We start from the raw sequence: 16,671 nt of genomic DNA on the forward strand, positions 1-16,671 counted from the left end.
TGGTTGTTAGCATCTGCCACATAGACATTGCCGGATGAGTCCACAGCCACTCCGGTGGGGTGATTAAACTGCGCCGTGCTGCCGGCGCCACTGCCATCCTTCAATAGCCCCCGTTTTACCGGCAGAAGTTGTTACCCGCTTGAATCTGGAGTCCTTGTGAGAATGCTGATGAAGGAGTATAAGGACTAGAGTCAAGATGATGTAACTGGATGTCTTTTTCGGTAGGTATCCCCAGCACGCTATGTGTCTACACCTTCATGCAATGGGTTGTCGATTATAATCGTTTCGGCCATTCTCCGAAAAAGCAGACAGGTTTTGCTGTCCATGATATCGTAGATTTGCAGAATGAATGAATACCAAGACGCTACAAAGCGGAGATAAATCCTAAGATTACTCGTTTGGTTCGTAAGATTTTGTGAAAATGGACACTGATTATGCGTCAAGCAAAATCGGAGTATCAAAGGAGCTGGAAAAGCGGAAAAGATAAACCCACCATATAACCGGTTCAAGAAAACCTCCCGAGTATATCGTGTGAGCTTCAGCGCAATCTTCTTATCAGAACCTCCTGAAGTACCCCCCGCTGGAAGATTATCCCCTCTGTCACGGATTCACTTTCCTAAGATATTGCGCCGGAAATTCTCATCGATCTGTGGAGAAATCCAGAGCAGCGAGAATCGTTAACGAGCTGGAAAAAACCCCAAAATCCCTCCTCAAAGTGCTTTCGTCTAAGTTGTAACTATAGGATGAAGATGCTGACGCAGTATGGATGCAGTCTTCCAAAACAGATGATGAGGTATTCTGTATCTTTCGACCAGATGCCATTGATTGTCGTAAATCGCAAAGAAACACACTTTAGTGAGAACCTTTGCGTTTTTGCATGAACTTGCGCATCTGATACTTCGATTAAGCGGCCTCTGTGATTTATCCGAAGAAAACACCGCTCGCCCACGCGAATTTGAGGTTTTCTGTAACAAAGTAGCGATACTTGCGCTTGTGGCGGATAAATTGCTACTTCGACTCAGTTCAGTCAACTGCTCCTGAAGATTGGGTCGATGCGATTCTGTCATCAATCGTATAAAGATTTCGGCGTAAGCAGCGAAGTTATCCTGCCAAAGGCGTCTACTGAAGTTGAGCACTACATTGAAGTGTTGAGATGAGTAAAAAACCCCTTAAAAGCGACTAAACGGCGAGCCAGTTTTCCAATACTCGGGAGGCTGGGAGTTCAAAAAGACTTGTGCAAATATTGTTTTCCAAAAAGATGCAGGTAACAACTACGTTTTGCGCGTTAAGAAAACTACCTTTGCAGTTGACATAATTCCAGTTTTTATGTTTATAAAGATATCTTAATCAAGACTTTGATACAATTCGATATAATGAGGAAGATATCAATATAATGAGGAAGATATAAGGAGGAATACTGAATGAGAAAAATAGCCTTGATTTTCACTTTGATTCTTGTGGGCACCGCGCTATTTGCCAATGGTGCAGACGATGGCGAAACAATCAAGATTGCGGTTGTTGGGGTCCATTCGGGCAATCTTGCATCCTATGGCATTCCAACAGTTAAGGCGGCTGAACTCGTTGTTGCCGATTGGAACGCAAAGGGTGGTGTATTAGGAAGGCAGATTGAGCTCATTGTGGAAGATGACGTTTGCAAGGCCGAAATTGCGGCAAATAGCGCCGCCCTGGTTGTGGGGAAGGGTGCAGTAGCTGTCATTGGCCATACCTGCTCTGGGGCAACAAAGAGTGCTCTGGGTATCTACAAAGAGGCCGGCATTCCTGCGATTAGTCCCTCCGCTACTAACCCTCCACTTACTCAGAGCGGAGACTATCCGAATTTCTTTCGCACTATCGCTCCGGACGATGCTCAGGCCTTAACCGTCTCAAGCTTCATAGTTGACCAGCTTGGATTGAAATCGGTTGCTGTACTTCATGACAGGCAGGATTATGGGAAGGGTTTTGCGGATTTCACGGTAAGCTATCTTGAAAAACAGGGAGCAGAGGTAGTGCTTTATGAAGGTATTACTGAAGGAGCCGTGGATTATTCGGCCGTATTGAATAAGGTTGCCAAATCAGACGCCCAGGTACTTGTCTACGGTGGGTATCACCCCGAAGCTTCAAAACTGGTACAGCAGATGAATCGCATGGGCCTGGATATACCTTTTGTTTCCGATGACGGTGTAAAAGACAACACCTTTGTTGAGGTTGCGGGAAAGGACTCCGAAGGCGTCTATGCATCCGGTCCTATGGATACGACGGATAACCCCATGAACCAGGAGGCAGCTGAAAAGCATAGGTCTGAATTTGGAGAGGAGCCAGGCGCATATTTCCCCAATGCATATGCTGCTACCATTGCGCTGCTTACAGCGATAGAAAACGCCAACAGCACTGAAGGGCAGGCCATAATGGACGCACTGCGCGCAAACTATGTTGATACACCGTTCGGCAATATTACTTTCGATGAAAAGGGCGATACAACTGGTATGGGATATTCGATTTATCAGGTTCAAAACGGTGAATATGTAGAACTGTAGAGAAAACCTAACTCAATCAATCCTATTTTGAGGGTGGCGGCCCACTGGAGGGCAGGTTCATTTTTTTTGACGCAGCGTTATGGCGACTGTCCTAGGAGTTGCTAGTTGGAGTACTTTCTACAGCTTGTGCTTGCCGGGCTGACTAAAGGCAGCATCTATGCCCTGATAGCTCTCGGCTATACGATGGTGTATGGCGTCTTTAAACTCATCAACTTTGCTCACGGTGAGATTTATATGATTGGCGCTTTCACCGCGCTTATCGTAGGTGGCGCATTACAAATTACCACAGATTTGGCTCCCTCTATGATTTTTCTCATATCCCTGGTTGCCGCGATATTTTTCTCCGCTGCTCATGGTGCTACAATGGAACGAATCGCTTACCGCCCGCTCAGGCAAGCGCCTAGACTCACTGCTCTGATAAGTGCGATAGGTATGTCGTTGATACTCCAAAACTACGTCCGCCTAGCACAAACATCTGATTTCCTGCCATTTCACTCGATGATTCCGGATATTCCCTGGTTAACTCCAGGGGTTTCACCAATCACGACTACTCAACTGACTATAGTGGTTACAACTGTAGTGGTAATGATTTCGTTAACTCTGTTCATCAAGTTTACCAAGATGGGAAAAGCAATGAGAGCGGCGGCCCAGGATAGGATTATGGCCCAACTGGTTGGAATTGATATGAATCGAGTGGCAACATACACGTTTGTTATTGGTTCGGTGACCGCGGCAATTGGGGGGGTGCTGATTGCAAATCACATGGGACAAATAAACTTCTATATCGGCTTCCTGGCAGGTATCAAGGCCTTTGTAGCGGCTGTGCTTGGTGGGATTGGAAGTATACCTGGAGCAGTACTTGGCAGTTTCGTGCTTGGTATGGCAGAGAGTTTTGGTGCAGGATATATTTCCAGTGCTTATGAAGACGCATTTGCCTTTATAATTCTTATAATTGTTTTGATTTTCAAACCTTCCGGTTTGCTTGGACGTAACGAGGTGGAAAAGGTTTGAAGGCAAGTTTTTTCAAGACACTGAGAACCACACTTCTCAATGCCCTTTGGATGATGCTTATCACCTTTCCAATCATGGTTATTAAGGTGAAGCCAAGGGAATCCCTGGTAAGCTGGCGCTGGATGAATTTGCTCTGGGTTGGTATCGGAACCTTTAGTCTATCATGGATTTGGAGGTATTTGCTATCCCGTCGTGACAAGGGATCGAAATTAAATGCTGGCAGGGGAAGAGAAGTACTCGGTTTGCTGTGGGGGAAGAAGAAAATTAGAGCAGTTTTGCTTGCCGCCTTGACGCTGTTGGTTATCTGGTTTCCATGGATAGTGAATCTTTACCAGGTTGGCATAATCACCAGTGGTCTGATGTTCGTGATTCTAGGACTCGGGTTGAATATCGTTATCGGCTATGGTGGTCTGTTGCACTTGGGTTATGCTGCATTCTATGCCATGGGCGCCTATAACTACGCTCTCATGTATCTGTATTGGGGCATGCAGTTCTGGCTTGCTCTTCCGCTTGGTGCCGTCTCTGGCGCACTTTTTGGCATACTCATTGGTTTCCCCGTTCTACGGCTAAGAGGTGATTATCTTGCTATCGTCACCCTGGCATTTGGGGAAATCATGAGATTGCTGCTTCTGAATTTGTCAGATTTCACCAAAGGGGCCGAGGGTATTGCTCAGATACCGCGCGCGGCTTTTATACGTGCATTATCCCTTCAGGAAGCCACAAATTATTTGTTCTATATTTGCGCGGTGTTGGTGGCTTTCAGCATTTTTATTATCCGGCGCCTTGAGAATTCCAGGATAGGCAGAGCACTGGAGGCCATGAGAGAAGATGAAATTGCAGCTCAGTCGATGGGAATCAACCTTACAAGAAATAAACTGATCACCTTTGCTTTGGGAGCATTTTGGGCTGGACTGGCTGGTGTCATTTTGGCGGCAAAAACCACTTATATCAACCCGGGAAGTTTCACTCTGCTGGAATCTGTAATGATACTTGTTGCTGTGGTACTAGGCGGTATGGGCTCAATTCCCGGTGTAATACTCGGTGCCCTCTTAGTAACTCTGATTCCGGAGTATTTTCGTGCTCTTTCCGACTATAGGATGCTTATGTTCGGCGTTGTCCTTGTAATAATGCCCATATTCAGGCCACGAGGAATCATTCCGAAGCTGAGGAAGCACTACACTGTCAAAGAAGTAGACTGCAGTTCATGAGTGATACCATTCTTGATATAAGGAATTTTTCAATGATTTTTGGTGGACTTCACGCGGTCAATTGCGTGAATATCCACATCGATAAGTGTGAGATAGTCGCTCTTATTGGGCCAAACGGAGCGGGTAAAACAACACTGTTCAACTGTATCACGGGCCTATATACACCTACAGAGGGTGATATAACAGTTTACAATAGTAACAAAAAAACTGTGAGGATTAACGGGCTGAATCCCAACAAAATAACCGAGTTGGGACTAGCTCGCACCTTTCAGAATATTCGCCTCTTCAACAGTATGACTGCTTTGGAAAACGTAATGATAGGTTGCCATACGAGATTGAAGGCAGGAATTTTGGGAGCAATACTGCGTGATGGAAAGACGCGCGCTGAGGAACAGGGTGTTATCGATACAAGCATGGGAATACTGAAAAAGCTCAAACTGGAAAGGTATGCCAATGAAACTGCCTCAAATCTTCCATATGGCCCCCAGCGCCTTCTGGAAATAGCTCGGGCTATGGCAACAGAACCTCAACTTCTGTTGCTGGATGAGCCGGCCGCCGGCATGAATCTCGCCGAGACAAAAAGGCTTGATTACATTATCAGTAAAATCCGCGATGAAGAGCAAATAACAATATTGCTGATTGAGCATGACATGAACTTGGTTATGAGTATTGCCGAACGTATATATGTTCTTGATTATGGGGAATTGATTGCTGAAGGAACTCCTGCCGAAATAAAGGCGAATCCTGCCGTGATAAAGGCATATCTGGGAGAATAGAATATGCTCAAGCTTGACTCAGTTCACACCTATTACGGGAATATCAAGGCTTTGAAAGGAATCAGTCTCAAAGTGAACAAAGGAGAAATAATCTGTCTTATTGGTGCAAACGGCGCTGGCAAGTCCACAACCTTGATGACTATCAGCGGAATCAAGACTCCGCACAGCGGCACTATAGAATTTGACGGGATTGATATCACTGATATGGCACCACATAGAATTGTCGCCATGGGAATGAGCCAAGTACCTGAGGGCAGGCGCATGTTCTCATCTCTTACAGTTGTGGAAAATTTGGATATGGGGGCATATCTTCGTTCCGATAAAAAAGAGCGCAAAGATGATATTGAATACGTGTTCAGTCTCTTTCCAATTCTCTCGAAGCGTAAGAACCAAACGGGCGGCACGCTTTCCGGCGGTGAACAGCAGATGCTGGCGATAAGTCGGGCGCTCATGGCTAGACCGCGGATACTTCTTCTTGATGAGCCGTCGCTTGGACTTGCTCCGCTAATCGTGCAGCAGATTTTTGAAATCATCACCAGGATTAACAAGGAACAAGGAACAACCATCTTCCTTGTTGAGCAGAACGCCAATATGGCATTGAAAATCGCCGACAGGGGATATGTCATCCAAAATGGTAGAATAGTGAAAGCTGATTCGGCGGGGGCTCTTTTGGAAGATGAAGAAGTGAGGGCTGCATATCTTGGAGTTTGAACAGAAATTTCCTTGCTTCCCAATCACTTAAAAAATCGTTACATTCCCTCACAATGGAAAGCTTCATACTTGGCACAGGTGGCATGATGCCCCTCCCTAACAGAAATCTTACCTCCATGCTTTTACGTCGGGAAGGAGAGTTATTCTTATTCGACTGCGGTGAGGCAACTCAGGTCAGCCTCCGCCAGCTCAATTTGAAGTGGAAGAGAATTACGGCAATTCTGATTAGTCACACTCACGCTGATCACGTAACTGGGCTTCCCGGCATCCTGATGCTGAGTTCACAAGTGGAACGCAATGAAGCACTTGTAATAATCGGACCGCCGAAAATACAGGAGTATATCGAAACTAATCGCAGAGTTCTAGATATGCACATCAATTACCCAATCGAAATTAGAGAGATAGCCCGGCCCCATATTCCTCAGGAAGTTTACCGCAGGGAAGGCTACAAAATTCGTTCATTCCCAATGCGTCACTCGAAGATTTGTGTTGGATACTCTTTTGAGGAAGATGCCAGACCAGGTGTATTCCTTCCCGAAAAGGCTGAAGATATCAGAGTGCCCAGAGGTCCTCTATGGGGCAGACTGCAAAGGGGGGAGGACGTACAACTTGAGGACGGAAGGATTATAACCCCGGGTCAGGTAATGGGGGCGCCGCGCGAAGGTCGCAAAGTTTCCTACGTAACTGATACCACCTGGCGCAACTCCATCCCATCGGAAGTTAGTGGTTCAGATTTGCTCATATGCGAGGCGATGTTTGGTGAAGTCCATGCCGACACAGCAGTTGAGAAACGCCATCTTACCGCGCGTCAGGCCGGTCAATTAGCAGTCCGGGCAGGGAATATCCATCGGATGGGTCTTATTCACTATAGTCCGCGTTACACCGACTACGAACTCAAAACACTTCAAAAGGAATGTCGTGATTTTTTCCCCAATGCATTCCTATGCCGCGATCGAATGGTAATCCAAATACCCTACAGCGATAGCAAGAAAAACGCCACCAAGTCTTAGCTCGCAGAATACTTGAAGAAGGTATGAGTAAAAGATTTGGCGGTTCGGATAAGCAATGCCTGGCATTAAATGCAAGCCCCATTTTCGCCTCCGTTTAACAGAAAGCCGGCATCTCAATCTTGCCCTATTCGAGTAGCCTGGTTTCACTCTCCAGTCTAAGCTGCCTTGTATAAAGCTCCCAATAAGCCCCACGGCGCCGAATCAGCGTTTCATGCGGCCCCTCCTCGATTATTCTTCCTTTGGAAAGAAGCACAATCCTGTCTGCTTCTCGAATTGTAGAAAGCCGATGAGCAATTATGAAACTGGTTCTCCTTTCCAATACTCTATGAATAGCCTTCCTAATTGCCTCCTCCGTTTGAGTGTCCACGCTGCTGGTTGCCTCGTCCAATACGAAAACTGCTGGATTTACCAGAATTGCTCTAGCAAAGGAAATCAGTTGTTTTTCGCCCATACTCAGTTTTGCACCTGAGGTTCCTACATCCGACGCATAGCCATCTACCATATTCAGTATGAAATCGTGTCCTCCAACCAGCTTGGCTGCCTCAATCACCTCATCATCGGAGGCCTCCAATCTCCCATAGCGAATATTCTCCATAACAGATCCACTAAACAGGTGGGGAGTTTGGAGAACATAACCCAGTCTAGATTGCAACCAGACTTGAGAGTGCTTCCGATAATCGATGCCATCAATCAGAATACGCCCCCTGGTGGGCTCATAGAAGCGGCAAACCAGATTAACTACAGTGCTTTTCCCGGCTCCGCTTTCCCCTACAAGTGCGAGAATTTCCCCCGCCTGAACCTCTAGATTGAAATCTTGAAGTACCACCTCGCCCTTTCTGTATTGAAAATCAACCGATTCAAACCTAATTGCCCCTTCAATTCCAGGCAATCCTGACTTCAAAAGAGGTTTCGTTCCCTCTTCTCTGATATCCGGCACTTCCTCCAACAGAGAAAGAACTTTCTCCGCCGAAGCCTGTGCGTACTGCAAGTCGGCAAAGACTCGACTTAACTCCATTACAGGCTCGAAAAAGCCGGCTGTAGCAAAAACGAAAGAAACCAATGCACCATAGGTAATCCCCGTTCCGGCTAATAGGGCGCTGCCTCCGCGCCAGAGTGCAAGGGCGGTTCCAACCGCTCCGAAAGTTAAAACCGCTGGCAGATAGAAGGCTGCAACAGTCGCGGTTCGAACGGTGCGTCGCCGCATAGTATTCGTGATTTCTTCGAATTCCCGGGTGTTCCTTTTCTCGCGAACTAGTGTTTTAGTAGTGCGGGCTCCCTCTATGCCTTCATTATATCCGGCAGTAAGACGGGAATTGACGTTTCTAATTTTTCGATAACCTCTCAAGAGCTTCTTCTGAAACCAAAGAGTTATCAGAATTAGGGGTGGGATGACAGAGAGGCTCACCATTGCGAGGCGGAAATTCACAGCGAACATCGTTATCGCCATGATTAGCATATAGGCTAAGCCCCAGGAAATATCGACAAACCCCCAGGTAATAACATCTCCCAATCTAGTTATGTCCGAGGTCATTCTTGTCATAATCCAGCCTGTGGGCGTTCGGTCGTAATACGAGAAACTGAGTTCCTGTAAGCGATTGAAACCCTCTTTGCGAATATCGTAGCAAATACCAACTTCAAGCTTCCCCGCAATCACGATGAGAACGAAGATGTTTGCCGCCTGTATAATTCCCAGCAAGCCAAATACGATAACAAACAGGTACATGTATTCAAAATTCTCAGGTATAATCACTCTATCTATAAGCCAACCGACAATGAACGGTTGAACCACCTCTATAGCCGCAACGATTATCATCAAAACAACCATTGCGGACATATATTTCCTACGCAAGTTAACAAACCGGAATAACTTGCGCCAGGTAAGGAAATCGAAGCGTCGTTTCTTCTGAGAGTTCATATCAAATCCGTTTCCGGAGGCACATTCTGGATATCCCAGATTCGTCTGTATAGATTGTCTCCCCGAATCAGTTCTTCGTGGGAGCCCTCATGACTGATACCGCCATTCTCGAGTATCAGAATGCGATCTACCTCTTTCAATGTGCTCACCTGATGCGTCACTATGAAGATGGTTGTATCGATAAAGCGTTTTCTGATTTCTGCCAGGATATTGGCACCTGTTTGAGTGTCGACAGCGCTAAAGCAATCATCAAGGATAATAACCCTGGGGAGTCGAATAAGGGTTCTTGCTATAGCAACTCTTTGCTTTTGTCCTCCAGAGAGTGTAACACCGCCCTCTCCAACCAGAGTTTCATAACCGTCCTCAAAATTCTCGATTACCTCCCCAAGATATGCGGCCTCCGTGGAGGTTTCAATTAGCCCATCCGCAATCTCGGGCGCGGCTAAGATTATGTTTTCCCTCAGGCTTCGGTTAAACAAGAAAGTCTCCTGCAGAGAAATACACACCTGGCTCCGCAAGCTCTCACTTCGCCAACTGCCAGCATCAACACTGTCGATTAGAACCCGACCTTCGTTGGGCCTGTATAGGCGTGGAAGGAGATGAACCAGCGTACTCTTGCCGGAGCCGGTCGGTCCAAGTATGCCAACAATTTCCCCCGGCCCAACCTTGCAGTTTATGTTTCTCAATACCGGACGTTGGTTCTTGTACTGAAAACTGACGTTCCTGAATTCTATTTCTCCCCGTATTTTTCTCTGATAAGCACCAGTTTCCCGCTCAGGAGGGATGTCAAACACTTCCTGAATGCGTCTGAGAGATACCATTGCCTTGCCCATTTCAGTTAGAGTTCTACCCATTTCCCTAACGGGCCAGAGGAGGCGGCCCACATATGTGAAAAACACGATAGCAGTGCCCAAAGTTATTTTGCCACCAGCTGCCCACCAGCCGCCCACGGCCATGACGATGCCTATTTGAGAAAAGCACATTATTTCCGAAATCGACCAGTACCAGGCCAGAAGCTTAGTTAAATGAAAGGATCTATCTCGATATTCGATGTTCTTCGTATCGAATCCTTCAATCTCATAATCCGCTCTTGCAAAAGCTCTAACTACTCTAATTCCATGAATATTTTTCTGGAGAGTTTCACTCAGGCGAGCCTCGGCTTCATCAGTCGCACTAAAGAGAATTTTAACCTTTGAGAAAAAGATATAGCCAAAAAGAAATAGAATAGGGAATACTGCCATCGAGAAGAAAGTTAGCGGTTTATTCAGCGAAGCCATAAGCACCGCAGTTGTTATCACAAGAAATATGCCACTTCCCACTTCATTGGCCTGTGTCGATAGAAAATTCCTTATCGTATCGACGTCGCTGGTGCATCGCTGAATTAAATCGCCCGTGTTGGATTTTGTATGGTATTCGTAATCAAGATTCTGCAAATGGTTGTAGAGACGTTCTCTTATTCTTTTGGATGTATCCTCGGCGACGATGGCCGACCACCGATATTGAAGATACATGAAAAATCCTGAAATAGCCATCAGTGCTATCGAAAACAGGGCTCCATACAGTATTAAATTTTGAGAGTTGAGCCTGTCAAACTGCGCGGCTAACCAGGGAGCTCCCGTCCATGTCTTTTTCCCGATACCAACATCGATTACTATGCCGACAACCTGAGGTTGCAGCAGACCAAAAAACGAGGCTGCGGCTGCGGCGATGAATGTGGAGAAATAGAGTAGACGCCTACCCCTTAGATGTGTATTTAGCTGCCTAAGTCCGTTCATAACAGGGTGTTTGATTCTATTCAATAAGGCGTCAGCGTCTATTCGTCAATCACTTTGTGAAGAAAACTGACTAACGACGTTTTTTTCGGTTTTGTTCCGCCTGTCTGATAGACGAAAGAATGTGATTAATAATATCAAGAGTCGACATCTCTCTTTCATCTCATTATCAAGTTGGAAGAAGTAATTCCGATGATAAGGTGTAAGGTTCGTTGAATTAAACCTTGGGGATGTGCGGATGATTAGAGGATTGTACACGGGTGCAAGTGGCATGCGTGCCCAGGAGCACCGTTTGAATGCATTATCAAACAACTTGGCTAATGTCGATTTGAATGGATACAAGCGAGATATCTCAGTTCATAAAGCATTTCCCGAACTTCTTATCCGACGTTTTGAGGACGATGGAGTGTTTCGGTTTCCCGCTGGAAGTGTGGATGTGGCGCCGCTTGTAGGAAAATTGGGTACGGGTGTGGAATATAACGAATCCTATACCGTGTTTGAACAAGGTTCCTTGAAGGTTACCGAAAACACCTTCGATTTGGCGCTCGATGATGCGGGATTCTTTGTGATAGACACACCGCAGGGACTCCGTTATACACGCAATGGGTCGTTCTGGCTTGGTAAGGAACAGATTCTGGAAACCAAGGATGGTTTTCCGGTGTTCGGAGAGGGGGGTATTATCCGAATAAGTAAGGATGTTGTTTCGATTGACAAGCTGGGTAGGATTTGGGAGAAGGACGTGGGAGATGACGATGCCGAATTGGTCGACACTATTAGGGTTGTAGGCTTCCCACGGCGACGATACTTGCAGAAGCAGGGTACGAGCTTCTGGACCGATAATGAGAATTCCGGATTCGCCCGAAACTTAGAGGGAGCGGACCGACCGGGTGTTTTGCAGGGCTTCCTTGAGAGCTCTAACGTGAATCCGGTAACTGAAATGGTGAATATGATTGAAGTTAACAGGGCCTATGAAGCGAATCAAAAGGTTGTTTTAACTCATGATTCTTTGCTGAATCGCTTGATAAGCCAGGCGGCACGATACTAGACACTTTTGTGCTTTGCCACGGTTGGAGTGTATGGCGAAGCTGGTGGGGAAAATCTTGCGATTTAGGAGTGACGCGATATGATGAGATCTTTATGGGTGGCTGCTACGGGGATGCATGGACAGCAGTTCAATATTGATACAATTTCTAACAATCTTTCCAATGTGAATACTACCGGCTACAAGCAGATACGCGCAGATTTTGAGGATTTGATTTATCATAACGCTCGCATCGCTGGAACGCCTGCCACAGAACGTACTGTCACTCCCACTGGAATTCAGGTGGGTCATGGCGTTCGAGTTGGCGCCTCTCAGCGGATTTTTACACAGGGCTCATTGAGACAAACCGATGGTGTCGGTGATATGGCTATTGCCGGTGAGGGATTTTTTCGTGTGTTAAATATAGACGGCAGTATCGGATACACTAGGGACGGGTCGTTCAAGATTGACTCTAACGGCCAATTTGTCAACTCGAATGGTTATCGGTTGTTGCCAGAATTAATTCTACCGGAGAACTATTTGCCCGAAAGTTTAGCGGTGAATCAGCAGGGACGGGTTACTGTTAGAATCCCGGAACAGGAGGATCCCATCGCCGTGGGACAGATGATGCTTTTCCGCTTTGTTAACGCAGCCGGATTGGAAGCGATTGGAGAAAACCTTTTTGTAGAAACTGGAGCATCCGGGGATGCTGTTAGAGGGATGCCGGGTGTAGAGGGCATGGGCAAGCTTCATTACAAATTTCTTGAGATGTCGAATGTGTCGGTGGTTAAGGAGATGGTTGGAATGATTGTTGCCCAACGGGCCTATGAGCTTAATTCCAGGGCGATTCAAACTTCCGATTCAATGTTGGGCACCGCGAATGGATTGAAACGATAGGAGGTTTCAGAATGGATATCGGACTACTGCAGAGTGCGGGAGCAATCTATGAAGAGAATAGAATGGCCGGTCGAATAACCAGTTTGAACCGTCGTTCGAATGTCGATAGCCAAGATGAACTTCGGGCGCTTAGTGGGGAGTTCGAAGCCTTATTTGTCGAAGTAGTGCTGGATTCAATGCGCGATACGCTCAACGATGACAGCTTGATTCCAAAAAATGCTGGTGAGAAGCTTTTCGAGGACAAGCTCTATGATGAGTATGCAGAAGCTGTAAGCAAAGTGGCTAATCTGGGTATTGCCGAGATGATATACAAGCAGCTTTCAAACTATATACCTCGCGGGAGTGTTGATATAGGCTAGTTAAAATGAGCTTCCCTGCTAGAATTCTATGGGCTTTGATACGAAGTAGTTAGTTGTGTGGCATTAATAGACTATTTGATGTTATAAAAAAGCATACAATACTTATCTTGAATATAAGCTGCCTATTGCCGTTTTGAATTTAATTTCTTTTGACATAAATAAATATTCTAATTCAAAGTAGAATCCGGATTTTGGCACGCAACTTGCTTCTATATCTGATGTGATGGTAGATAAAGACAAGATGAGTGATGATTCAAACTTTGTGCCCAGCTCCTATTTCAGAGAAATCGGTCGTTTTGCGCTGCTTAATCACGATCAGGAACTGGAATGCTCACGTCGTATCAAAAGGGGTGATGAGGAGGCTTTTACTACCCTTGTCAATGCGAATCTTCGTTTAGTGGTAAGACTTGCAAGGCCCTTTGTCTGTTCCGAGTTGTGCCTTATGGATTTAATTCAGGAAGGTAATACCGGCCTGTTGAAAGCGGCTGAAAAATTCGATTATCGAAGGAATATCAGATTCAGCACTTATGCAGCCTATTGGATTAAACAGGCAATACGTCGCGCTTTGATTAGAAAAAAAGGAACAATTAGGATTCCTCATCGGAAGCAGGCGAAACTGAGTCATATCCAGAAGTGCAGAGAAGATTTTTCACAGCAGTACTGCAGAAAACCTAGCGTAGAGGAACTTTCCGTGCATGCGGATATGGATAAATCTGAGATTATTTCGCTCATTGATTTTACGTATTCTACTGTATCCCTGGATACTGCAGTTAGTAGCAGTAGTAATACTCTGCTTGATATGCTAGAGGATGATTCGTATAATCCGGACAAAGCTCTGGATGACAAAGCTCTTAAGGAAGAAGCTATGCGTGTTCTGAATATGCTAAGAGAACGCGAACGCAAGATTCTAATATATCGATTCGCCATTAATCGTGCGAAGCGACTTTCCTTGAATTCGATTGGCAAAAGAATGGGGATTTCCTCCGAAACCGCTCGGCTGATTGAAATTAAAGCTTTGAAGAAATTAAGAAGAAAAGCCGCGCCGATTCGCGAACTGATGTATAACTAAGGAAGCTGTCCAAGTCCGATGAGCTGGTACCGAGAATTTCTTCATGCCCTTCAGAGCTCACTATTAGTCAGACTTTCGAACTTGCCGAATCTGCCCGGAAGTTGCTCTGCTTTTTTCGGGAAGAATCCTTCCAGTTTTTATACACACTTTGCTAAGCTTCTGAATTTGGCCTTTCCCACTCCCTTAGTGACAATCCGATGAATATACTTGGCATTGAAACAAGTTGCGATGAGTGTTCGGTAGCGGTTGTCGCTGAAGGCAAAACCATACTGTCAAACATTGTTGCGAGTCAGGTGGAACGACATGCGCCGTGGAATGGCGTTGTTCCAGAGATAGCTTCAAGATTACATGTTGAGTGGATTGACGAGGTGACCTCTCAAGCGCTTAAAGCTTCAGGCCTGTCTCTTGAAACAGGAATAAATGGCATTGCCGTTACATACAGACCGGGACTTATTGGCTCTCTGCTAGTGGGACTTTCCTATGCCAAGGGTTTGGCCTGGGCTGCGGATAAGTCCTGGATAGGAGTAGACCACATCATGGCACATCTGTATGCGGCGCATCTGGAAAATGAAATTGCTTATCCCCATTTGGGTTTAATAGTTTCAGGGGGACATACAATACTGTGCAGAGTGGAATCGCTAGACGAAGTAAGCATTTTAGGCGCAACTATCGATGATGCCTGTGGCGAAGCCTTCGACAAGGTGGCGAAACATTATGAAATGGGATATCCCGGCGGAGTCAAACTAGATGCTTTGGCAGAAAATGGCGATTCTGGTGCCTTTAATTTTCCCCAGCCCAGATTGGGCACACGTCGATACGATTTTTCATACTCTGGATTGAAAACCGCCGCCATCAACCAGCTTGAAAAATTCCGCACTAAAAGAACGGAAGCAAGTTCGACGAATATAGCGGCCTCTTTTCGCAAAGCGGCAATCGACATGCTGATAAGCAGACTTAAATTGGCTGCAAAGGATACTGGCATAAATCGCGTAGTCTTCGGAGGCGGCGTTTCGGCTAATCGCTATCTTCGCCGCGTTGTTGATGAGGATTCTTCGCTTGAGGGATATTTCCCATCCTTAGATCTTTGCGTTGACAATGGAGCGATGATAGCTGGGCTTGGATACCACTTGCTCCTTAAAGGGAAGCGATCGCCCCTTAATCTAAATGCTCAGGCTCGGGTCTCTAAATTCAAATGCCCCTATCCATAAGCTACATCTCCTGGTGAGCCTGTCGGTGCGAGAACCGGCCCATAAGATTTAGAATGGAACTTACAATCAGCTTAATCTCAGTTGCTGCCGAATCCGTCGGAATCCTTATTGACTGCCCTTCTTCTTACAGGCATATTGTGCGAGTTTGGTTGTTATGAAAGGCAGTCAAAGGAGATAACTATGGAATCCGAGTTTGATCTTGATAAGGTGATTCGTAAAATCCCGAACTATCCCAAAGGAGGGATACTGTTCTTTGATATCACAAGTATACTGACAAATCCTCAAGCCTTCAGTTACTGCATAGACAGAATGGTGGAGATATATAAGGGCACAGACGTTGCTGCAGTTGCCGGGATTGAATCCCGCGGATTCCTCTTTTCTGCACCACTCGCGGATAGACTTGATATACCTTTGATTCTCGTTCGCAAGGCCGGCAAACTGCCCGGAGACACTTGGAGACAGGATTATCAATTGGAATATGGTATGGAAGCGGTTGAGATTCATAAATCCGATATTCCGCGAGACAAGGAAGTGCTGTTAATTGACGATCTTATTGCAACGGGCGGCACGTTGAGCGCGGCGAAAACCATTCTTGAAAAAGGTGGTGCCACGGTAAAAAACGTATTCGGTGTTATTGGGTTGACTTTCCTAAGCTTTCAGAAAAAGCTCCAGGGAGTGAAAGTTACGACACTGATTAGCTATAGCGACGAAAGCTTGTAGTCTGAAACAGGTTTCAAAGTGTATCGATGATAATGCGAGAACTTGACTAGCCTCTTTCTCTTGAGATAGATTGCTCTCGAAATAGACGGTTCCCGGTAGTGTAATTGGTAACACTGCAGATTCTGGTTCTGCCTTTGGGGGTTCGAGTCCTCCCCGGGAAGTCTGAATCGATATAACAGGGTCCCTTCGTCTAACGGTTAGGACCGGAGATTCTCATTCTTCAAATAGGGGTTCGATTCCCCTAGGGACTATACTTCATTCAATTGGTTCGTCTATTCGAGTGAAGCGCCTATCTTAAACGCTTATAGGTTTGCTGACGGTTATCATGCTCAGTGTCTCTCATATTGTTTTTTTCTGTCGCGTGCATGAAATTTGCCGAATTAGAATGCCTAACGCCATATTTTTCCGAGAGTTTTGTATTAGTTAGAAGCTTCGACAGGGACAACAGTGCTATCCTATA

The 16,671-nt window shown here is 45.9% G+C and carries 15 protein-coding genes and 2 tRNA genes; 14 read left to right on the forward strand and 3 right to left on the reverse strand.

What is annotated here, in order from left to right; genetic code table 11:
- Positions 1 to 104: SBBP repeat-containing protein (locus S1OALGB6SA_RS10955; RefSeq protein WP_371686055.1), on the reverse strand; the 104-nt coding region annotated here is incomplete at its 3' end.
- Positions 105 to 1,421: 1,317 nt separating this feature from the next.
- Between S1OALGB6SA_RS10955 and S1OALGB6SA_RS08340 the strand changes: the two genes are divergently transcribed.
- The 6 genes from S1OALGB6SA_RS08340 (at position 1,422) to S1OALGB6SA_RS08365 (ending at position 7,250) form a co-directional block, all read left to right on the forward strand.
- Positions 1,422 to 2,534, forward strand: coding sequence for a branched-chain amino acid ABC transporter substrate-binding protein (locus S1OALGB6SA_RS08340; protein WP_124033151.1), 1,113 nt, complete (start codon positions 1,422 to 1,424; stop codon positions 2,532 to 2,534).
- Positions 2,535 to 2,639: 105 nt separating this feature from the next.
- A complete protein-coding gene (locus S1OALGB6SA_RS08345; RefSeq protein WP_124033152.1) occupies positions 2,640 to 3,545 on the forward strand; it encodes a branched-chain amino acid ABC transporter permease in 906 nt (301 codons plus the stop codon).
- Entirely contained in the window at positions 3,542 to 4,753 is a 1,212-nt protein-coding gene (locus S1OALGB6SA_RS08350; RefSeq protein ID WP_230204509.1) for an ABC transporter permease subunit, read from the forward strand. The genes S1OALGB6SA_RS08345 and S1OALGB6SA_RS08350 overlap by 4 nt, the downstream gene beginning before the upstream one ends.
- A complete protein-coding gene (locus S1OALGB6SA_RS08355; protein ID WP_124033153.1) occupies positions 4,750 to 5,529 on the forward strand; it encodes an ABC transporter ATP-binding protein in 780 nt (259 codons plus the stop codon). The genes S1OALGB6SA_RS08350 and S1OALGB6SA_RS08355 overlap by 4 nt, the downstream gene beginning before the upstream one ends.
- 3 nt (positions 5,530 to 5,532) lie before the next feature.
- Entirely contained in the window at positions 5,533 to 6,240 is a 708-nt protein-coding gene (locus S1OALGB6SA_RS08360; protein WP_124033154.1) for an ABC transporter ATP-binding protein, read from the forward strand.
- 53 nt (positions 6,241 to 6,293) lie between these two features.
- Entirely contained in the window at positions 6,294 to 7,250 is a 957-nt protein-coding gene (locus S1OALGB6SA_RS08365) for a ribonuclease Z (RefSeq protein WP_124033155.1), read from the forward strand.
- A 124-nt stretch (positions 7,251 to 7,374) separates the two neighbouring features.
- On the opposite strand, the gene S1OALGB6SA_RS08370 is transcribed toward S1OALGB6SA_RS08365, so the two are convergent.
- Both S1OALGB6SA_RS08370 and S1OALGB6SA_RS08375 read right to left on the reverse strand, forming a co-directional pair.
- Positions 7,375 to 9,165, reverse strand: a complete 1,791-nt coding sequence (locus tag S1OALGB6SA_RS08370; protein WP_124033156.1) for an ABC transporter ATP-binding protein — start codon at positions 9,163 to 9,165, stop codon at positions 7,375 to 7,377.
- Positions 9,162 to 10,940 carry an ABC transporter ATP-binding protein gene (locus S1OALGB6SA_RS08375; RefSeq protein ID WP_148084057.1) on the reverse strand — a complete coding sequence of 593 codons (1,779 nt, stop codon included), beginning with the start codon at positions 10,938 to 10,940 and terminating at the stop codon, positions 9,162 to 9,164. The genes S1OALGB6SA_RS08370 and S1OALGB6SA_RS08375 overlap by 4 nt, the downstream gene beginning before the upstream one ends.
- A gap of 235 nt (positions 10,941 to 11,175) precedes the next feature.
- Here S1OALGB6SA_RS08375 and S1OALGB6SA_RS08380 point away from each other — a divergent pair, with 235 nt between their 5' ends.
- The 8 genes from S1OALGB6SA_RS08380 to S1OALGB6SA_RS08415 all read left to right on the forward strand — a co-directional run bounded on the left by S1OALGB6SA_RS08380 (position 11,176) and on the right by S1OALGB6SA_RS08415 (position 16,462).
- A complete protein-coding gene (locus tag S1OALGB6SA_RS08380) occupies positions 11,176 to 11,982 on the forward strand; it encodes a flagellar hook-basal body protein (protein ID WP_124033158.1) in 807 nt (268 codons plus the stop codon).
- Positions 11,983 to 12,060: 78 nt separating this feature from the next.
- Positions 12,061 to 12,855: a flagellar basal-body rod protein FlgG gene (flgG, locus tag S1OALGB6SA_RS08385; RefSeq protein ID WP_124033159.1), complete on the forward strand. Its 795-nt coding sequence runs from the start codon at positions 12,061 to 12,063 to the stop codon at positions 12,853 to 12,855.
- Positions 12,856 to 12,866: 11 nt separating this feature from the next.
- Positions 12,867 to 13,214, forward strand: a complete 348-nt coding sequence (locus S1OALGB6SA_RS08390) for a rod-binding protein (protein WP_124033160.1) — start codon at positions 12,867 to 12,869, stop codon at positions 13,212 to 13,214.
- Positions 13,215 to 13,437: 223 nt separating this feature from the next.
- The gene (locus tag S1OALGB6SA_RS08395) at positions 13,438 to 14,283 is read left to right on the forward strand and encodes a sigma-70 family RNA polymerase sigma factor (protein WP_124033161.1); all 846 of its coding nucleotides are present in this window, start codon (positions 13,438 to 13,440) and stop codon (positions 14,281 to 14,283) included.
- Between the two features lie 197 nt (positions 14,284 to 14,480).
- Positions 14,481 to 15,491: a tRNA (adenosine(37)-N6)-threonylcarbamoyltransferase complex transferase subunit TsaD gene (gene tsaD / locus S1OALGB6SA_RS08400; RefSeq protein ID WP_124033162.1), complete on the forward strand. Its 1,011-nt coding sequence runs from the start codon at positions 14,481 to 14,483 to the stop codon at positions 15,489 to 15,491.
- 180 nt (positions 15,492 to 15,671) lie between these two features.
- Positions 15,672 to 16,211 (forward strand): adenine phosphoribosyltransferase, encoded by a 540-nt coding sequence (locus S1OALGB6SA_RS08405; RefSeq protein ID WP_124033163.1) that lies wholly within the window; start codon positions 15,672 to 15,674, stop codon positions 16,209 to 16,211.
- Between the two features lie 89 nt (positions 16,212 to 16,300).
- Positions 16,301 to 16,372: transfer RNA gene (locus S1OALGB6SA_RS08410), tRNA-Gln, on the forward strand.
- Between the two features lie 18 nt (positions 16,373 to 16,390).
- Positions 16,391 to 16,462: transfer RNA gene (locus tag S1OALGB6SA_RS08415), tRNA-Glu, on the forward strand.
- The last annotated feature ends 209 nt before the right edge of the window (positions 16,463 to 16,671 follow it).

The sequence above is a fragment of the Olavius algarvensis spirochete endosymbiont genome, from assembly GCA_900608495.1.
Taxonomy (GTDB): Bacteria; Spirochaetota; Spirochaetia; order DSM-2461; family DSM-2461; genus UBA2779.